Raw genomic sequence first — 19,425 nt, 5'->3', positions numbered from 1 at the left:
GACGGGGTTGTCCGGATTTGTCGACGGGCATGTAACAGCGGTTAGGAGGCGGTTCGGCTGCGGAAAACCCCGCAGCATGAACCACAACACCCCGCTCTCCCCCCGCCCCCTGAGCCACCTCACCGACGTGCAGCGGCGCGTGCTCTCCGCCAACCAGCTGCGCGCGCACGGGATTTCGGCCGCGCGGGCCGCCGCGCAGTGCCTGCCCGGCGGCCCGTGGCAGCAGCTCCTTCCGGGCGTGTACGTGCTGCACCCGGGCCCCGCCACCAGCGAGGAGCGGCTGCATGCCGCGCTGATGTACGCGGGGTGGCCGGCCGCCGGGCGCGCCAAGGCCATCCCGGCGCAGGGCCAGGCCCACGCCGAGGCGCCGCAGGCGATCGTCACCGGGCTCGCGGCGCTCGCGCTGCACGGGTTCTCCTCGGCTCCCCCGCTGCTCTCGCTCGACCGGATCGACATCCTGGTGCCGCGCACCCGGCGGCTGCGCTCGACGGGCTGCGTCCAGCTGGTGCGGGCCCACGCGATGCCGTACGCGGAGATGATCACGGGGGTGCCGGTGGCGCCGGTGCCGCGGGCGCTCGCGGACGCCGTCGCGGTCCTCGGCGACGCCCAGGCCGTACGCCGCCTGCTCACCGAGGCGGTGCGTCGCGGCCACACCGAACCGGCCGCGATCGTCAGGGAGTTGACGCAGGCACGGCTGCTGACCCGGGCCCATGTCGTGGACGCGGTGGACGCGCTGCTCGCCGAGGGGCGCGCGATCGCCGAGGAGCGGCTGTACACGATGGTGCGCGGGTTCGGTCTGCCGGACCCGCTGTGGAACGTGGACCTGCGCCTGCCGGGCGGCCCGCACCTGGGCGGCCTGGACGCGTACTGGCCCGAGCAGGCGGTGGCGGTGGAGCTGGACACCCGGGCACCTCGCCAGGACGACGACGCGATGTGGTCGGAATACACGCGCAAGCGCGAGGCACTCGAACGGCTCGGCATCACCGTCGTGCACATCACGCCGAAGAAGCTCCGCGAGTCCCTCGAACAGCAGGCGGCCGTGGTGCGGACCGCGCTGATGGCGTCCACCGACCGGGAGCCCGCCGCCTATGTGGTGGTGCTCCCCCGCTGAAGCGACGCGGGCGGCGGGCCTTCGGAGGGGAACGGCCCACCGCCCGCGATCGGAAACGTACGGCTCAGGGGGGCCCGATGGGTCACGCCGCGGCCCCGGCCATGACCCATCGGGCACCCCCTAGCCCACAGGCGGGGACGCCTTGCCCGTGGGCGGCCGTGTGCGCCACAACTCCACGCCCGCGTCGACGAGTTCGACCCGGTCCAGGTCGGCCACCCCGGTCAGCGGGTGCCAGGCGGCCAGGTCGGTGGAGCCGTTGGTCTCGTGGCGCAGCTCGCCTCCGGTGACGCGGGCCTCGTACACGATGCGCAGGCCCTGGAAGTCGGCGAACCGGCCGAGTTTTCGGGGGTAGCGCCGGTTGATCGAGTCGATGCCGAGCAGCCGGACGGGTTCGACGGCGTACCCGGTCTCCTCGTCGAGCTCGCGCACCACGGTGTCGAGGGGGTCCTCGCCGTGGTCCATGCCGCCGCCCGGCAGCGTCCACCGCCTGGTGCCGTCCCCGGCCACCCAGCGGGCGAGCAGGATCTCCTGGACACCACCGGTTTCCCGTACGCATACGGCGTAGGCCGCCACCCGCAACTCCGTGTTCATTCAGTGAGGTTACGGGTCGGCGTGCGCGGGGGCGCCGCTCTCCGGCGCCCCGAACGGACCGGGTCGGCCTGGCGGGCCCCGGGCGATGGCGGAAAAGCGCCATGTTCACATCACGTAACGGTCAACTCTCCACAAACAACAGCCATATACGCAATGCTCAGCGGTCATCCGGCACCGAAAGTCGAACCGTTTCCCGCGCCGGACCCTTACTCACTTCATAGGGATGCTGAATGACCACTGAATCCCCGCGCTCCATACCCGGGGCGAGACGCACGGCCCGCACAGCGGCGGCGGCCGGCCTGGTGGCCGCGCTCGTCGCGGCGGGCGCCGCACCCAGCTTCGCCGCGACGGGCCACGACGACCCGTGGACCGCGCCCCCGGTGAAGACGGCTCCGGCCAAGACCGCCGAGGGCAAGCTCGGCAAGGCGGACGAGCAGCGGCTCTCCGAGGCGCAGGCCAAGGGCGAGAAGAGCGTCACCGTCATGATGGCGACCGCTCCGGGCGCCACTTCCGCCGTCACCCAGCAGCTGCACTCGGTCGCGGGGGCGACCGTGGGCAAGCAGGACGACAAGCTGGGCTACGTCCGCGCGACGCTGCCGACGGCGAAGGCCGAAGCGGCCCTGAAGGCGGCCGCGAAGCTGCCCTCGGTGCACGGCATCGACCTCAAGCAGGACATCCAGCTGGACGACCCGACGCCCTCCGCGGACACCACCACGTCCGCGAAGCAACTGCGCACTTCGGGCAGTTACCCGGCGCCGGGCAAGGACACGCCCGCGAAGAACCCGTACAACCCGAACTTCGAGACGGGTGCGGTCGACTTCGTGAAGCAGCACCCCGAGGCGGACGGCCGCGGGGTCACCATCGGCATCCTGGACTCGGGCGTCGACCTCGGCCACCCCGCGCTCCAGAAGACCACCACCGGCGAGCGCAAGATCGTCGACTGGGTCACGGCCACCGACCCGGTGCAGGACAACGACGGCACCTGGCTGCGCGCCAACACCGCAGTCTCCGGGCCGGTGTTCACCGCGGGCGGCAAGACGTGGAAGGCCCCGGCGGGCTCGTACGACTTCTCGACGTTCGCCGAGAAGGCCACCGCGGGCGGCGACGCGAAGGGCGACCTGAACCGGGACGGCGACACCACCGACACTTGGGGCGTGCTCTACGACCCCGTCGCCGGCACGGTCCGCGTGGACCTGAACAACAACAACGACTTCACGGACGACGCGCCGATGAAGCCATACAAGGACGGTTACCAGGTCGGCTACTTCGGCACGGACAACCCGGCGACCGATGTCGTCGAGCGCGTCCCGTTCACCGTCGAGATCCGCAAGAACGTCGTCTACGACGCGGCCGGGCACACCTCGGACTACGTCAACATCGGCGTCATCGAGTCCGAGCACGGCACCCACGTCGCGGGCATCACCTCCGCCAACGGCCTGTTCGGCGGCAAGATGAGCGGTGCCGCGCCCGGCGCGAAGATCGTCTCCTCGCGCGCCTGCAACTGGGACGGCGGCTGCACCAACATCGCGCTGACCGAGGGCATGATCGACCTCGTCACCAACCGCCACGTCGACATCGTGAACATGTCGATCGGCGGCCTCCCGGCGCTCAACGACGGCAACAACGCGCGCGCCGAGCTCTACAAGCGCCTCATCGACAGCTACGGCGTCCAGCTGGTCATCTCGGCCGGCAACGACGGCCCGGGCGTCAACACCATCGGCGACCCCGGCCTCGCCGACCACGTCATATCCGTCGGCGCGAGCATCTCCAAGGAGACCTGGGCCGCCAACTACGGCTCCGGCGTCTCCACGGACTACCAGATGATGCCGTTCTCCTCGCGCGGCCCGCGTGAGGACGGCGGCTTCACGCCGACGCTGAGCGCCCCGGGCGCGGCCATCAACTCCACCCAGACCTGGCTGCCCGGCAGCCCGGTCAAGGAGGCGGGCTACAGCCTCCCCGCCGGCTACTCGATGCTCCAGGGCACCTCGATGGCCTCCCCGCAGGCCGCCGGCGCCTCGGCGCTGCTGATCTCGGCCGCCAAGCAGCAGGGCATCGACCTGCCGCCGGCCGACCTGCGCACCGCGCTGACCTCGACGGCCAAGCACATCAAGGGAGTTCAGGCCTACCAGGAGGGCGCCGGGCTCATCAACATCGTGGGCGCCTGGGACGCGATCAAGCAGACCGCGAAGAAGAAGGCCCCGGCCCACGAGTACACGGTGACCGCCCCGGTCTCCAGCGCGCTCTCCTTCGCACTGAAGACGCCGAACGCCGGCACCGGCATCTACGACCGCGAGAGCGGCCTGAAGGCCGGGCAGAAGAAGACGTACGACGTCACGGTCACCCGCACCACCGGACCGGACAAGAACGTCCGGCACGAGCTGTCACTCAAGAACGACGACGGCACCTTCAAGATCCTCGGTGACGACGAGGTGAGCCTGCCGCTCGGCAAGCCCGTCACCGTCAAGGTGCAGGCGCAGCCTAGGTCCGGCGGCGTGCACAGCGCGATCCTCCAGGTCGACGACCCCAAGACGGTCGGCGTGGACCAGCAGGTCATGGCCACGGTGATCGTCGCGACGCCGATCGCGGGCCCCGGCTACACCTTCACCGCGTCCTCGACGGTGCAGCGCAACTCCACCAAGTCGTACTTCGTGAACGTCCCGGCGGGCGCGAAGAACCTGGAAGTCCGCATGGGCGCGCTGCGCTCGGGCAGCCAGACCCGCTTCATCTCGATCCACCCCTACGGTGTCGCCGTCGACCCCACCGGCACGCCGAACTGCTACCCGAACTACGACAACCCGGCCAACACCTGCCGCCCCGACCTGCGTTCGTACGCGAACCCGCAGGCCGGCGTGTGGGAGATCGAGGTCGAGGCGCGCCGCACGTCGCCGTACCTGGACAACTCCTTCAAGCTGGACGCCTCGGTGCTCGGCGTGACCTTCGACCCGGCCACCCAGACGGTGCCCGAGGCGAAGGCCGGCACCCCGGCCCCCGTGCAGTGGAAGGTCACCAACAGCTTCGCCGCCCTCGACGGCAAGCTGAAGGGCGGCTCGCTGGGTTCGGCGAAGGTCGCGACCCCCACCATCAAGACCGGTGAGACGCAGATCAGCACGGTCACCATCGGCGCGGGCGTCGAGCACTTGGACGTGTCGATCGGCGGCACCTCGGACAAGGGCGCGGACCTCGACCTGTACGTCCTGGACCAGAACGGCAAGACGGTGGCCCAGTCCGCGACAAGCAGCGCGGACGAGTCGGTCAGCCTGGTCAAGCCGGCCGCGGGCACGTACACGATCCAGGTCGTGGGCTACGCGGTCCCGGCCGGCTCGACCACGTACGCCTACAAGGACGTGTACTTCGCTCCCTCGCTCGGCACCGTCAAGGTCGACGAGAGCAAGACCGTCAAGCTCGCGGGCGGGGCTTCTGCCCAGGTGACGGCGGATGTCGTCGCGGCGGGCGCGGCTCCCGAGGGGCGCCAGTTCTTCGGGACGGTCCAGCTGGTGAACGAGCGCGGCACCGCGGCGGGCACCGGCAGCGTGATCATCGGGAAGGTCACGCAGTAACGGCCGGTAGGAACACGGCGGGGCGGGCGCTCGGAAAGAGCACCCGCCCCGCTTGGCGTTGTCCGCCTCTCAGCCCTTGAGCGAGCTCAGGTCATAGGCGTACGTGCCGACGGCCTGCGCGATGACGTCGATGTTGAGGTCGAAGTACTTCTTGTCGATGTTCTTCAACGTGTCGCCCTTGGCGTGGTAGTTGGGGTCGAAGGCCTGGCCTGCCGTGCCGCCCCACTTCTTGGCCTGCTCGGGCGTCTTGATCTCCTCGGCGCCGGTGTAGGTGCCGCCGGCCGGGATGCCGACCTCGATGAAGGGGCCGTAGTCGGAGCGGCCGTCGAAGTCGTAGCCCTCGTGCTGGACGTGCCGCTTGTCGAGGTAGCTGTTGATCAGGGCCTCGATCTGCGCCGATCCGGCGGGACCGGGGCCCGCGCCCTTCTTGTCGGAGTCGTCGCCGTCGTAGACGAGCTGGGCGGCGTTGGGCGAGGCGATCATGTCGAAGTTCAGGTAGAGCTTGATCTGCTTCTTCTGCTGCTCGGTGAGGTTCTTGACGTAGTGCTCCGAGCCGAGCAGGCCGAGCTCCTCGCCCGACCACCAGGCGAACCGCACCTTGTTGGGGAGCTGCTTGGGGTGCTTGCGGGTCTGCTTGGTCTCCTTGGCGAGCTTGACCGCCACTTCGAGCAGACCGGCCGAGCCCGAGCCGTTGTCGTTGATACCGGGCCCCGCGGGGACCGAGTCGAGGTGGCTGCCGAGCGCGACCACGCTGTCCGGGTTGCCGGTGCGGGTCTCGGCGATCACGTTGCGGGTCTTCTGGGCAACGGCCTCGGTGGCCACGTCCAGGGTGACCTTCACCGGGCCCTTGGCGAGCTGCCCGGCGAGCGCCTCGCCGTCCGCGAGGGAGATCCCGGCGGCCGGGATGTGCGCGTTCCCCGGCTCCCCGACCGTGGCGTGCACCACGTCGGTCCCGGAGTGGTTGTAGACGATGACGCCCGCCGCGCCCGCCTTCGCGGCGACGGCCTCCTTCTCCTGGAAGGTGCAGCTGCCGCGCTTCACCAGCGCGATCTTTCCCGTGAAGGTGCCGGAGGCGTAGTCGTCGAGCGAGCAGCCCGGGGTGTCGTCGACCCGGGCCGCCTTCACCTCGGCGGTGAGCCCGCCGGCCGGGGTCGACTTGCTGAACTTGTAGGCGGCGGTGGCCAGTTCACGCCCGCCCGCGCCTTGTACGGTCAGCTTCTGGCGCAGGGTCTTTGACTCGTAGAAGGTGAAGTCCTGGTACGAGACGTCGTACCCGGCCTGCTTGAGCTGCCCGTACACATAGGCGGCCGAGGCGTCGTAGCCGGGGGTGCCGGCCGCCCGGTTGCCGCCGTTGGCGTCGGCGATCTTCTGGAAGGCCTCCAGGTGGCGGTAGGCGCTCTCCCCGGACGCCTCCTTGACCAGCTTGTTCGCGAGGTGCTGGCCGGGTCCCCCGCGGGCGACGGCGGGGGTGGCCAGGGACAGGATCACCGGGGCGGCGGCGAGGGCGGCTATGGCCCGGATGCGGCGGGATACGGGCACGGGAAATCCTCCGGAATACGGTGCGGTGTCGCCGATGATCGACCGGCTGTTAAGGACCGTAGCCAGCAAAAACGGCTCCGTGGGGCGATTCCGGGCGGATGCAACACGGATGCCATGGACTTGTCACAAGTGGGCAGGCGTCCCACACAACGGACAATGGATTGGACAAGTCCGCCCGGATCCGACGCATCATGGGTGCGCCGGAGCCGTACAGGAGCACGTGAGCAGCACGTGAGCACCAAGGGAGTCACCGTGAGGGTCGGAATCGTCGGAGCCACCGGACAGGTCGGGTCGGTCATGCGCAGGATCCTCGTCGAGCGGGCGTTCCCGGTCGACGAGCTGCGCCTGTTCGCCTCCGCGCGCTCCGCGGGCACGGTCCTGGACGGCGTGACGGTCGAGGACGCGGCCACCGCCGACTACTCGGGCCTGGACATCGTGCTGTTCTCGGCGGGCGGCGCCACCTCGCGCGCCCTGGCCGAGAAGGTCGCGTCCCAGGGTCCCGTCGTGATCGACAACTCCTCCGCCTGGCGCGGCCACCCCGAGGTCCCGCTCGTGGTCTCCGAGGTCAACCCGCACGCGGTCAAGGACCGCCCCAAGGGCATCATCGCCAACCCGAACTGCACGACGATGGCCGCGATGCCGGTCCTGCGTCCGCTGCACGACGAGGCCGGGCTCACCGCGATGGTCGCCACCACCTACCAGGCCGTCTCCGGCTCGGGCCTGGCGGGCGTGGCCGAGCTGCACACCCAGGCCTGCAAGGTCGCCGAGGCGGCCGACCAGCTGACCTTCGACGGCGGCGCGGTCGAGTTCCCCGAGCCCGGCGTCTACAAGCGCCCCATCGCCTTCAACGTGCTCCCCCTCGCGGGCAGCATCGTCGACGACGGGTCCTTCGAGACCGACGAGGAGCAGAAGCTCCGCAACGAGTCCCGCAAGATCCTGGAGATCCCGGAGCTGAAGGTCTCCGGCACCTGCGTCCGCGTGCCGGTCTTCTCCGGCCACTCGCTCCAGGTGAACGCCCGCTTCGAGCGCCCGATCAGCGTGGAGCGCGCGTACGAGCTGCTGGCGTCCGCCCCCGGCGTGGAGCTCTCCGAGATCCCGACGCCGCTGCAGGCCGCGGGCAAGGACGCGTCGTACGTGGGCCGCATCCGGGTCGACGAGACCGTGGAGAACGGTCTCGCGCTGTTCCTCTCCAACGACAACCTCCGTAAGGGCGCCGCGCTGAACGCCGTCCAGATCGCGGAGCTGGTGGCGGCTGAGCTCAAGGGCTAGCTGTATTGACTCGCAGGGTTGTTGACGCGGGTGATGGGCGGGTGTCCGTCGAGTGCGGTGTGGCAGCGGTGGTGGTTGTAGGTGTGGAGGAAGTCTGTCAGGGCCGCTGTCCGCTCGTCGTTTGAGGTGTAGGGCCGCAGGTAGGCCCACTCGTCCAGCAGGGTGCGGTTGAAGCGTTCGACCTTGCCGTTGGTCTGCGGCCGGTAAGCGCGCGTGAGTTTGCCGGTCGCGCCGAGGTCGGTAAGGACGGCTTTCCAGGCCAGGCCCTTGCGGTAGGCCCACGCATTGTCCGTCAGGACCCGCTCGATGCGGGGGATGCCCTGGCTGTGGAAGAACGCGGCCGCGCGGGTGAGGAAGCCCGCGCAGGTCGCGACCTTCTCGTCAGGGTGGACCTCGCTGTAGGCCAGGCGGGAGTGGTCGTCGACGGCGGAGTGGATGTAGTCGAAGCCCATGGCGGAGCGGGTTGCCCGGCCGGCCTGACGGCCCAGGGTCTTGTGGCCGCCGTCGGGGATCCGGCCGAGTTTCTTGACGTCGACGTGGATCAGCTCGCCTGGGCGGTCGCGTTCGTAGCGGCGGATCACGGTGCCGGTCGGGCGGTCGAGCCAGGAAAGCCGGTTCAGCCGGTGGCGGGTGAGGATCCGGTGCACAGTGGATGCGGGCAGTCCCACGATCGGGCCGATCCGGGCGGGCCCGAGCTTGCGGGTCCGCCGCAGGCCACAGACCCGCTCTTCCAGTGCGGCCGGTGTCCGGTGCGGGGTTGTGGCCGGTCTGCTGGGCCGGTCGGCCAGGCCCGCGTCGCCTTCGGTCTTCCAACGTCGGACCCATTTGTGGGCTGTGGGCCGGGATATGCCCATCTCGGCCGCCACATGCGCGACAGGACGGCCGGAACGGACACGTTCGACCAGCAGCCGCCTGCCGTGCATGGTCAGGCGGGCATTACGGTGGGACACGAAGACCTCCGTGCGTGGTGTGGAGCCTAGACACCTCCACCACACCGGAGGTCTTCGCCATGATCAAGACCAACCAGCGTTAACAACGCTCGTGATCAATACAGCTAGCACCTGACCCTGCCGGTATTTCGGCTGCGGGTGGTCCGTGGCTGGTCGCGCAGTTCCCCGCGCCCCTGGAAACAGCGGGCCGGGGCACCGCACGCCTAAGGTCGCCGCACCTCGAACTGGAAGCAGCCGTACTCCACGGCACGGACGTGCACCAGGGCGACCTCCGGGTCGGCGAAGGCCTCGTCGAGGGCCGCGTTGAAGGCCTCCGCCGCGGCCTGCGGGAACTCAAGGAGCTGCCCTCCGAGAATGTGCCCGTCCCCGCTGTAGCGCCGCAGGACCCGGACCGCTCCCGGCCGCGTGAAGGGGTAGCCCTCCGCCCCGGAGGGACCGTCGCACTCCTCCGCGTGGATGAAGACCGGCCCCTGCTCGTCGTAGGCGCCGGGCCTGGCCCAGTTCTCCGCGGCCCAGCGCCGCAGCGGGGCGTACGAGACCAGGGCCACCCGCTCTCCCGGCCGGATCGGCCGCAGGCAGCAGCGCAGGGGGTCGCCGCCCACGTGATCGGTGTACGGGACGCAGGGTCGCCCCGCGTCGTCGGTGTCGCGGAGCCGCTTGAGGACGGCGGGCTCGATGGGGCGTGCTGTGTAGATCGTCATGTCCCCAGCGTGGTCGCGCGAGGCCCTGTTCACCGGCGGAAAACGGCCATCGCGCTGTGTGCACCCTGCGTGCAAGGATGGCCGGAACGTCACGATCTGATGGAACTGAAGCATCTGAAGGAGATGACCGGGTGCCTGGCACGAATCTGACCCGTGAAGAGGCGCAGCGGCGGGCGGCCCTGCTCACCGTTGACTCGTACGAGATCGAGCTCGACCTGAGCGGCGCGCAGGAGGGCGGGACCTACCGGTCCGTCGCCACCGTGCGCTTCGATTCGGCCGAGGCCGGGGCGGAGACCTTCATCGACCTGGTCGCGCCGACCGTGCACGAGGTCGTCCTGAACGGGACCGCGCTGGACGCGGCCGCCGTGTTCCATGACAGCCGGATCGCCCTGGCCGGGCTCGAAGCGGGCCCGAACGTGCTGAGGGTGGTCGCGGACTGCGCGTACACCAACTCCGGCGAGGGCCTGCACCGCTTCGTGGACCCGGTGGACCAACAGGCCTATCTGTACACGCAGTTCGAGGTTCCGGACGCGCGCCGCGTGTTCGCCTCGTTCGAGCAGCCGGACCTGAAGGCGACCTTCCAGTTCACCGTGAAGGCGCCGACCGGCTGGACGGTGATCTCCAACTCGCCGACGCCGGAGCCCAAGGACGACCTCTGGGTCTTCGAGCCGACGCCGCGCATCTCCACGTACATCACCGCGCTGATCGTGGGCCCGTACCACTCGGTGCACTCCTCTTACGAAGGTCCGGCCGGGCAGACCGTGCCGCTGGGCATCTACTGCCGTCCCTCGCTCGCCGAGTTCCTCGACGCGGACGAGATCTTCGCGGTGACCCGGCAGGGCTTCGACTGGTTCCAGGAGAAGTTCGACTACGCCTACCCGTTCGCCAAGTACGACCAGCTCTTCGTGCCGGAGTTCAACGCGGGCGCGATGGAGAACGCGGGCGCGGTGACCTTCCGCGACCAGTACGTGTTCCGTTCGAAGGTGACGGACGCGGCGTACGAGCGCCGGGCCGAGACCATCCTGCACGAGCTGGCCCACATGTGGTTCGGCGACCTCGTGACGATGGAGTGGTGGAACGACCTGTGGCTGAACGAGTCGTTCGCCACCTACACCTCGGTCGCCTGCCAGGCCTACGCGCCGGGCTCGAAGTGGCCGAACGCGTGGACCACGTTCGCGAACTCCGAGAAGACCTGGGCCTACCGCCAGGACCAGCTGCCGTCCACGCACCCGATCATGGCCGAGATCAACGACCTGGAAGACGTCCTGGTCAACTTCGACGGCATCACGTACGCGAAGGGCGCCTCGGTCCTGAAGCAGCTCGTCGCCTATGTCGGCATGGACGAGTTCTTCCAGGGAGTGCAGGCGTACTTCAAGGCGCACGCGTTCGGCAACACGCGGTTGCCGGACCTGCTCGGCGCGCTGGAGAAGACGAGCGGCCGCGACCTGAAGACCTGGTCGAAGGCGTGGCTGGAGACGGCGGGCATCAACGTGCTGCGCCCCGAGATCGCCGTGGACGCCTCCGGGAACATCACGTCCCTCGCCGTCCTTCAGGAGGCCCCGGCGCTGCCGGCCGGCGCGAAGGGCGAGCCCACCCTGCGCCCGCACCGCATCGCGATCGGCTTCTACGACCTGGACGGTTCGGGCAAGCTGGTCCGTACGAACCGGTTCGAGCTGGACATCGCGGCGGCCGCCCGCACCGAGGTCGAGCTGCCCGCGGGCACGCCCCGCCCGGCGGTCATCCTCCTCAACGACGACGACCTGTCGTACGCGAAGGTCCGCCTCGACGAGGAGTCCCTGCGGTTCGTCACCGAGCACCTGGGCGACTTCGCCGAGTCGCTGCCGCGCGCGCTGTGCTGGGCCTCGGCCTGGGACATGACCCGCGACGGCGAACTCGCGACGCGCGACTACCTGGCGCTCGTCCTGTCGGGCATCGCCAAGGAGTCCGACATCGGTGTGGTGCAGTCCCTGCACCGCCAGGTGAAGCTGGCCATCGACCTGTACGCGGCGCCCGAGTGGCGCGACGCGGGCCTCAGCCAGTGGACGGAGGCGACGCTGGCGCACCTGCGCACCGCCGAGCCGGCCGGCGACCACCAGCTGGCCTGGGCCCGCGCCTTCGCGGCGACGGCGCGCACGCCGCAGCAACTCGACCTGCTCCAGGGCCTGTTGACGGGTACGGAGACCATCGAGGGCCTCGCCGTGGACACCGAGCTGCGCTGGGCGTTCGTGGAGCGGCTCGCGGCGACGGGCGTCTTCGACGAGCCGGACATCGCGGCGGAGCTGGAGCGCGACAGGACGGCCGCGGGCGAGCGCCACGCGGCGACCGCCCGGGCCGCGCGTCCGACGCCGGAGGCGAAGGCGGAGGCGTGGGCGTCGGTGGTGGAAGGCGACACGCTCCCGAATGCCGTCCAGGAAGCGGTAATCGGCGGCTTCGTCCAGACCGACCAGCGCGAACTGCTGGCCCCGTACTCGGCGAAGTTCTTCGACGCGGTCAAGGGCGTGTGGGAGTCCCGCTCGCACGAGATCGCCCAGCAGATCGCGGTGGGCCTGTACCCGTCCCTCCTGGTCTCCCGGGAAACCCTGGACGCGACGGACGCCTGGCTCGCCTCGGCCCAGCCGAACGCGTCCCTGCGCCGCCTGATCTCGGAGTCCCGCTCGGGCGTGGAGCGGGCGCTGCGGGCCCGGAAGGCGGACGCGGCGGCCGCGTAGCGGGGCGGGGGGGCGGTTCCCTGCGGGGCTGCCCCCCCAACCCCGCCCCTTCCCGACTGTGACACTCTGCGGCTCCGCCGCGTGGCTCCGGCGGTGGCTGTAACGGCAGAGGCGGCCTTTCCTGGGGCTGCGCCCCAACCCCCCGGCGGGGTTCCGCCCCTGCACCCCCGGGGCTCCGCCCCGAACCCCGCTCCTCAAACGCCGGAGGGGCTGATTTTGCCCACCATTCCGCCAGGGGAATCCCGGCGGCGCAGGGGGCGGAACCCCACGAGAGACGCACGGGGCGAAGCCCCCACCAGGAGTGCAGGGGGCGCAGCCCCCGGGAAACTCCCCTTCCCCACCCCCGACCGCCGGAGGCTTTAGGGAAGGGGCGGGGTGGGGAATGAAACCCGCCCGGCGGACGGGCGTCTGTGCGCAACCGTTCCGCCGGGCGGACGAGAGAGGGAGGGACCGGGGTCAGCCGGTCAGCTCTGCGTAGCGGTGGCGGAGTTCGGCCGCCCCCGCCGCCGTCAGCGCGCCGTGCAGCCGCATCCGGGCCACCCCGCCGTCCGGGAACGCGTCGAGGCGGACATGCGTCGCCACCGCCTGCGCCGGCAGGCGGAACCGGTGCAGCGTGTCGGGCTGCAGGCGCGTACGCGGGAGGATCTCGAACCACTCCCCCGTCTCCCCGTTGCGCCCGCTCAGCGCGACCCACCCCGCCGAGTTCCCCTTCAGGTACGCCGTGTCGATCTCGACCGCCCTGATCGCCCCCTGTGCGACCAGCCGGAAACGTACCCAGTCGTTGGTGTCGCGGACACGGCGACGACGGTTCTCCCAGCCGTCGTCCATCTTCCGCGACGTCCCCGGAAGGATGATCTGCGTCGGCGAGGAGTAGAACTTGTCGGACGCGTCCTCGTACGAACCGCCGTTGACGACCGCCACGAGGTCGATCGTGCCCAGCGTGTCCAGCCACTCCGGGTCCGGCACGACCTCGCCGTGCACGCGCAGGCGGGCCACGCCGCCGTCGGGGTGCTGGCAGAGCCGGACGTGGGTGTAACGGCGGCCCGTAGTGATGTCAAAACCGTTTTCGGCGTGGCCGCGCACCGGCGTCGGCGGGACGAGCTCGTCCCACTTCACGTCGTCGGCGAGCAGCTGCTCGGGGCTGGGCGAGCCCTCGACCGCCGTCGCCTGTACGGAGATTCGCTGCGGGTAGTTGCCGCGGAAGTGCGCCGTGTCGACGACGATCCCCTTGATCACGCCGGGGGCGCCGAGCCGTACGAGCGCCCAGTCGTGGTCCTCCGGCGCGGGGAAGACGTGATCGGCGTCCGCGCCGCGACGGCGGCGGGTCTCCCAGCCGTCCATGATCTTGCCCTTGTGTCCGAAGCGCTCCGGGTCGAACACGGCCCGCTCGCGGACGAGCAGGTTCTCGCGCTCGGCGAAGAACTCGTCGTTGGCGGCGATGACTCCGGCGCCGAGCCGGCGGTCCGCGAGGTCGACGAGCTCGGTGAACGCGAAGTCACCGGAGCGGTAGTCGGCGTACGGGTCGCCGCCTCCGTAGGGGGCGGCGTCGTTGGCGTGCGGGTCCGCCGCGGATGCGTGGTCGTTGATGTTCTCGGTGGCGTCGATGGCGGAAGTCATGACCCCGACTCTGGCCCACCCCACACCCCACGTCCATCGAAAGTTTCCGCACAGTCTGTTCAGCGATACTGAACACTCCTGGCAGCTTGTTGCCATCTCGGGGCGGGCCGCCCTCCCCCTGCCAGACTCCCGCCATGACCACGACCTCAGAGACCACCACCGCGGCGGCCGCGGGCACCTGGCAGCTCGGCGACCTGACCGTCAACCGGATCGGCTTCGGCGCGATGCGCCTGCCGCAGCAGGGCGCGGCGTTGCGCGCCGATGCCGTACCGAGCGATCGCGAACGGTCAATTGCCGTACTGCGCAAGGCAGTTGAACTCGGCGTCAACCACATCGACACCGCCGCGTTCTACTTCTCCCCGCTGCGATCCGCCAACGAGCTGATCGGCCGGGCCCTTGCCCCGTACGCGGACGATCTCGTCATCGCCACCAAGGTCGGGCCTGCCCGGGACCCCTCGGGCGAGTGGGGCGAGCACGCCAGGACGCCCGAGGCGCTGCGCGCGCAGGTCGAGGAGAACCTGCGCCAGCTCGGCCGCGACCACCTGGACGTGGTGAACCTGCGCATCGTCGGCACCGATTCGATCGCCGAGCGCTTCGGCGCGCTGGCCGAGCTGCGCGAGGCGGGCCTCATCCGGCACCTCGGCCTGTCCAACGTCGGCCCCGCGCACCTCGACGAGGCGCTGTCCATCGCGCCCGTCGTCTGTGTGCAGAACCCGTACGGCATCGGCGCGCCCGCGGCGCAGGAGGAGATGCTGCGGCTGTGCGGCGAGAAGGGGATCGCGTTCGTGCCGTTCTACGCGATCGCGGGGGCCGGGCGCGAGACGGGCGCGGGCGGCGCGGAGAGCGAGGAGGTCCTTGCCGTCGCGCGCGAGCGGGGCGTCAGCGCGGCGCAGGTCCGGCTCGCGTGGACGCTGCACCGCGGCCCGCACGTCCTGGCGATCCCCGGCACGGGCGACCCGTCCCACCTCGTGGACAACGTGGCGGCGGGCGCGCTGCGGCTCGGCGAGGACGAACTGGCCCGCCTGGACACCCCCTGACCAACAGGTCGCCTGACCAACAGGCCGCCTAACCAACCGGCCGTACGTTCGCGACCTCCCGCAGAGCGGCCAGCACCCGGGCCACCGCAGGCCCTTCCTCCGCGCCGCGCCGCACGGCGGCCACGACGTGCCGCCGAGGCTGATCCGCACTGAGTATCCGCGTGACCACGCCTCCACGGCGGTCCGCCGCGGCCATCCGGGGCACCAGGGCGACGCCCATCCCGGCCTCCACCATGGCCAGGATCGCGGTCCAGCCGGCCGCACTGTGCGCCTGTTCGGGGACGAATCCGGCCGCCTCGCAGGCCGCCGTGGTGATCTCCGACCAGGGCCCGCTGCCGCCGAAGATCCACGGCTCGTGCGCCAGGTCGGCGAGCCTGAGGCCCGGTTCGGCGGCGAGCGGGTGCCCGGTGGGCAGCGCCACGTCGAGCGGGTCGGTGAGCAGCGGAAGCAGCGCGAACTTCGGGTCGCGGGCGCTCGGCGCGTGGGCGGCGAGGGAGAGGGCGAGGTCCACGGCCCCGGCCGAGAGCAGCTCGTACGCCTCGGCCGCCTCGGCCTCCCGCACCCGTACCTCCAGGGCCGGATGGCTGCGGCGCAGCTGCTGCACGGCCGGTACGACGAGTGCGGGCACGGCGGTGGAGAACGCCCCGACCCGCACCTCACCCGCCTCTCCTTGCAGATAGCCCGCCAACTCGGCGTCCGCGCGCTCCAGTTGGGCGAAGACGGCCTCGGCGTGGCGCAGTACGAGATGGGCCGCGTCGGTGAGGCGGACCCGGCGGCCGTGCGCTTCGAGCAGCGTCACGCCGAGCTGTTTGGCGAGGTTGGACAGCTGCTGCGAGACCGCCGAGGGCGTCATCATGAGCACCTCGGCGGTCGCGGTCACGGTGCCCTGCTCGCGCAGGGTCCGCAGGATGTGCAGCTTCTTGATGTCCCACTCGCTCATGGGACGCAACATACCGGCGCCTCCCCGGGGCGCCTCACCTGCGGGATCCGAGGACGACCCCGCCGAGGATGAGCGCCATGCACACCAGCTGCGCCGGGCCCGTCGCCTCGCCGAGCAGAGGGTAGGAGAGCAGGGCCACGCAGACCGGCTGGAGGTAGTAGACGACTCCGGCGCGGGCGGCGCCGATCAGGGAGATCGCCTTGTTCCAGGCGAAGAAGGCGACGGCGGAGGAGAGCACACCGACATAGAGGAGCGGGCCGACGGTGCCCGGCGTCGCGGCGAAGCCGCCCTGGACCGCCAGGCTCGCTCCGTACACCGGAGCCAGCATGAGCGCGCCGAGCACGAAGGTGGTGAACAGGAAGGCGAGCGCGCCGAGTTCGGCCGGGCGGCGCTTCAGGAGCACGCTGTACGAAGTGAAGCTGAGGGCGGCCGCGACCATCCACAGGTCGCCGGGCGCGAGGTCGAGATCGAGCGAGCCCTTGCTGACCAGGAGCAGCACACCGGCCACGGCGACGAGCAGTCCGACGGTGCGGCGCGCACCGAGCCGGCCTCCGGTGAGGCGCTCGTGGACGGCCATCAGGACCGGCGACGCGGCCATGATCATGCCCATGTTGCCGGCCGAGGTGGAGGTTCCGGCCTGGTTGACGAGGGTGTTGTACACGGTGATGCCGAGCAGCGAAGCAAGCGCGAGGAAGCCCAAGTGGCGCCGGATCAGGGCGCGTTGACGCCAGGTCTCACGCACGGCGAACGGGGCGACCGCGGCGATGGCGATCAGCCAGCGCCAGAACGCGGCCTGGACCGGCGGAACCGAGTCGTGCAGGGCCCGGGAGGCGACGAAGCTCCCGGACCAGACGACCGTCGCGACGGCCGCGAAGACCAGGCCGAGCCCGGAGGCTCCGCCCGCCTTCTTGGCCGCGGTGGCGCGCGGTGCGCTGCGGACTCGGTCCAGGACGGTCACGATGACTCCGTTTCGGGGCGGCGGGTTCGGTGGGGCGCTTGATCCGACGCCGCGTGTGGCGCTTCACATGCCCCTTGATGTGTCCCTACCGTCGCACCGGGCGACTCGTCACGTCCATCGAAAGTTCCAGCTCTTTATCTTCAGTAGAACTGAATGATCGCGGGGACTTGGCGGGCCCCTCGGGGGTGACCTGGCCGGCCAGGGTGGCGCCGAAGGCGATGGCCATCCCGAGGAGTTGCACGGGGGCGAGGGCCTGGCCGAGTGCGGCCCAGCCGATGACGGCGGCGGTGAGCGGGGAGAGCGGGCCGAGGAAGGTGACGGAGGTCGCGGTCATGCGGCCGATGCCGCGGAACCAGAGCCAGTACGCGACGGCGGTGTTCACCAGGGCGAGGTAGACGTACCCGGCGATGTTGCGCCCGTCGAGCGCGGGCGGCGCACCCTCCACGAAGAAGGCGACCGGGGCTATGAGAAGCCCGCCCGCGGTGAGCTGCCAGCCGGTCAGGACCAGCGGTCCCACTCCCTCCGGCCGCCCCCAGCGCTTGGTGAACACGGTCCCGGCGGACATGCTCGCCGAGGAGCCGAGCGCGGCGATCACCCCGATCGCGTCGAAGGCGCCGGCCGCCTTGAGGACCACGAGGCTGACTCCGAGGGCGGCGGCGATGCCGGTGAGCAGAGTCCGCAGGGTGGGCTTCTCGCCGAGGAACAGGGCGGCGAGCCCCGCGACCCAGAGCGGCCCGACCGACCCGATGACGGCCGCCATGCCGCCGGGCAGCCGGTACGCGGAGAGGAAGAGCAGCGGGAAGAACGCCCCGATGTTGAGCGCCCCGAGCACGGCCGCCTTCCACCACCAGTCCTCTCTGGGCAGCCGTCTGGTCAGCGCGACCAGAGCGAGTCCTGCGGGCAGGGCCCGCATCATGCCGGTGAACAACGGGCGGTCCGCGGGGAGGAATTGGGTGGTGACGAAGTAGGTGGAGCCCCAGGAGACGGGGGCGAGGGCGGTGAGCCCGACGGTGACGAGCCGATTCTGGTTCATGTGACTTCCTGTCCGTTCCGTTCTGGTTGACGTGTCCCGCGGCCCTGGCAAACCCAGCGGGTGGGGGGTTGGGGTGGGGAGCGAATCAGCGTGCGGCGGCCGGCACCGCACCCCCCACCCCCCGCCCGGCGAAAGCAACCCGCACCGCCCCACCCGGCAGCACCCGCTCAAGGCGCACCACCACCCCCGCCGCCACCAGCGACGTACCGACGAGCAGCGCCCACGGCAACCGCCCGTCGACCGACATCAGCGCCGTGAAGAGCCACGGCGCGACCGCCGCCGACAGCGACCAGGACAGCTGGTACGCCGCCAAGTACCGCCCCCGGAGCGCCTCCGGCGCGGCCGCCACCGAGAGCGCCCCGGCGGACGGGCTGTGGACGAGTTCCCCCAGCGTGTACAGCGCGACGATGAGCAGCAGCGCCCCACCGAGCACGGCCCCCGAGCCGGGCCGGAACGTACCGAGCACGATCTGCGCGGCGAACGCGGCAGCGAAGAGGAGCGAGCCGAGCGCCGAGGAGCGGGTGCGCCGGGCGCCGCGGGACCGGACCCGCGCCGCGACCACGACCCCGCCCGCCGCGCACATCACCGTGTTGAGCGTGAACGCGGTGCCGGTGATGGCCTGGGGCCCGCGCAGCCAGGTGGTGATGTACAGCGGGAAGAGGACCGAAAGAGCCGAATAGCCCAGCGCGTTCAGGAAGTTGACGGCGGTGAGCCCGAGGAAGGGCCGGTCGGCGAAGACCTGCCGGTAGCCTGCGGCCGGCCGGGCCGCGCCCTCGACCGGCGCCCGCCGCTCGGCCCGTACGCCCCGCATGAGCAGGGCCGCGAGCGCGAAGCTGGCCGCGTTGAGCCAGGCCGCCGCGGTGAATCCGGCGTCCCCGGCGAACCCGACGACGAGCGAGGCGAGCAGCGAGCCGGCGCCGAGCCCGCCGTTGCGCAGGGCGCGCGAGGAGGCCTGGAGCCGGTCCCGGTCGGCGCCCTGGGCGACCTCGCCGAGCAGCGACTGCTGTACGGCGGGGAAGGCCCGGTCACCGAAGGCGGTGGCGAGTGCGACGGCGGCGAAGGCGGGGAGGGAGTGGGCGAAGGGGTAGAGCAGGAAGCCCGCGCCCCGCACCCCGTACAGCAGGAGCTGCACCCGTCTCGCCCCGTACCGGTCGACGGCGGCCCCGGCGAGCGGCAGCGCGCCGAGCCCGGCCAGCCCGACGACGGTGAGCACGAGTCCAACGGTGGCGAACGAGAGCCCGGTGACGTGGTGGAAGAACACCAGGCTGAACGGAACGTACATCCCGGAGCCGGTCGCGTCGACGGCCATGGCGACGAGCATCCGGCGCTCCCCGGCCATCCGGGCGGTGCGGGTACGGCGGCGGAACGTACGCATGGGGACTCCGGGGGCGCTCGGTGTTCACGGTGGTCGCTC

Annotated in this window: 14 protein-coding genes; 5 read left to right on the top strand and 9 right to left on the bottom strand. The window is 71.2% G+C overall.

What is annotated here, in order from left to right; all coding sequences use genetic code 11:
• Window positions 1-76 precede the first annotated feature (76 nt).
• On the top strand, window positions 77-1,111 hold the full coding sequence (locus tag ACSHXC_RS25445; protein ID WP_438293806.1) for a hypothetical protein: 1,035 nt from the start codon (window positions 77-79) through the stop codon (window positions 1,109-1,111).
• 120 nt (window positions 1,112-1,231) lie between these two features.
• On the opposite strand, the gene ACSHXC_RS25440 is transcribed toward ACSHXC_RS25445, so the two are convergent.
• Window positions 1,232-1,702, bottom strand: a complete 471-nt coding sequence (locus tag ACSHXC_RS25440; RefSeq protein ID WP_438293805.1) for an NUDIX hydrolase — start codon at window positions 1,700-1,702, stop codon at window positions 1,232-1,234.
• 230 nt (window positions 1,703-1,932) lie between these two features.
• On the opposite strand from ACSHXC_RS25440, the gene ACSHXC_RS25435 reads away from it, so the two are divergent.
• Window positions 1,933-5,259 (top strand): S8 family serine peptidase, encoded by a 3,327-nt coding sequence (locus ACSHXC_RS25435; RefSeq protein WP_438293804.1) that lies wholly within the window; start codon window positions 1,933-1,935, stop codon window positions 5,257-5,259.
• A gap of 69 nt (window positions 5,260-5,328) precedes the next feature.
• Here the strand turns inward: ACSHXC_RS25435 and ACSHXC_RS25430 are convergent, their stop codons facing one another.
• Window positions 5,329-6,798: a M28 family metallopeptidase gene (locus tag ACSHXC_RS25430; protein ID WP_438293803.1), complete on the bottom strand. Its 1,470-nt coding sequence runs from the start codon at window positions 6,796-6,798 to the stop codon at window positions 5,329-5,331.
• A 252-nt stretch (window positions 6,799-7,050) separates the two neighbouring features.
• On the opposite strand from ACSHXC_RS25430, the gene ACSHXC_RS25425 reads away from it, so the two are divergent.
• Window positions 7,051-8,067 (top strand): aspartate-semialdehyde dehydrogenase, encoded by a 1,017-nt coding sequence (locus ACSHXC_RS25425; RefSeq protein ID WP_438296820.1) that lies wholly within the window; start codon window positions 7,051-7,053, stop codon window positions 8,065-8,067.
• Here ACSHXC_RS25425 and ACSHXC_RS25420 read toward each other — a convergent pair.
• Together ACSHXC_RS25420 and ACSHXC_RS25415 are read right to left on the bottom strand one after the other, a co-directional pair.
• Window positions 8,064-9,017, bottom strand: a complete 954-nt coding sequence (locus tag ACSHXC_RS25420) for an IS481 family transposase (RefSeq protein ID WP_438290108.1) — start codon at window positions 9,015-9,017, stop codon at window positions 8,064-8,066. The two genes, ACSHXC_RS25425 and ACSHXC_RS25420, sit on opposite strands and share 4 nt — an antisense overlap.
• 203 nt (window positions 9,018-9,220) lie before the next feature.
• Window positions 9,221-9,718 (bottom strand): DUF1203 domain-containing protein, encoded by a 498-nt coding sequence (locus ACSHXC_RS25415; RefSeq protein ID WP_438293802.1) that lies wholly within the window; start codon window positions 9,716-9,718, stop codon window positions 9,221-9,223.
• A 131-nt stretch (window positions 9,719-9,849) separates the two neighbouring features.
• On the opposite strand from ACSHXC_RS25415, the gene pepN reads away from it, so the two are divergent.
• Window positions 9,850-12,426, top strand: coding sequence for an aminopeptidase N (pepN, locus tag ACSHXC_RS25410; protein ID WP_438293801.1), 2,577 nt, complete (start codon window positions 9,850-9,852; stop codon window positions 12,424-12,426).
• Window positions 12,427-12,882: 456 nt separating this feature from the next.
• Here pepN and alc read toward each other — a convergent pair whose 3' ends face one another.
• Window positions 12,883-14,043 (bottom strand): allantoicase, encoded by a 1,161-nt coding sequence (gene alc, locus ACSHXC_RS25405; RefSeq protein WP_438293800.1) that lies wholly within the window; start codon window positions 14,041-14,043, stop codon window positions 12,883-12,885.
• Window positions 14,044-14,177: 134 nt separating this feature from the next.
• Between alc and ACSHXC_RS25400 the strand changes: the two genes are divergently transcribed.
• Window positions 14,178-15,080, top strand: a complete 903-nt coding sequence (locus ACSHXC_RS25400; RefSeq protein WP_438293799.1) for an aldo/keto reductase — start codon at window positions 14,178-14,180, stop codon at window positions 15,078-15,080.
• A 28-nt stretch (window positions 15,081-15,108) separates the two neighbouring features.
• Here the strand turns inward: ACSHXC_RS25400 and ACSHXC_RS25395 are convergent, their stop codons facing one another.
• From ACSHXC_RS25395 to ACSHXC_RS25380, 4 genes are all read right to left on the bottom strand, one after another.
• Complete coding sequence (locus ACSHXC_RS25395; protein WP_438293798.1) at window positions 15,109-16,020, bottom strand: LysR substrate-binding domain-containing protein; 912 nt, start codon at window positions 16,018-16,020, stop codon at window positions 15,109-15,111.
• 34 nt (window positions 16,021-16,054) lie between these two features.
• A complete protein-coding gene (locus ACSHXC_RS25390; protein WP_438293797.1) occupies window positions 16,055-16,978 on the bottom strand; it encodes a DMT family transporter in 924 nt (307 codons plus the stop codon).
• Window positions 16,979-17,063: 85 nt separating this feature from the next.
• Window positions 17,064-18,011, bottom strand: coding sequence for an EamA family transporter (locus ACSHXC_RS25385; RefSeq protein WP_438293796.1), 948 nt, complete (start codon window positions 18,009-18,011; stop codon window positions 17,064-17,066).
• An 85-nt stretch (window positions 18,012-18,096) separates the two neighbouring features.
• A complete protein-coding gene (locus ACSHXC_RS25380; protein ID WP_438293795.1) occupies window positions 18,097-19,386 on the bottom strand; it encodes an MFS transporter in 1,290 nt (429 codons plus the stop codon).
• Window positions 19,387-19,425: the final 39 nt, after the last annotated feature.

This window comes from Streptomyces sp. HUAS TT7, from assembly GCF_051550175.1.
Lineage (GTDB): Bacteria > Actinomycetota > Actinomycetes > Streptomycetales > Streptomycetaceae > Streptomyces.
This window is presented reverse-complemented; position numbering and strand designations above follow the sequence as displayed.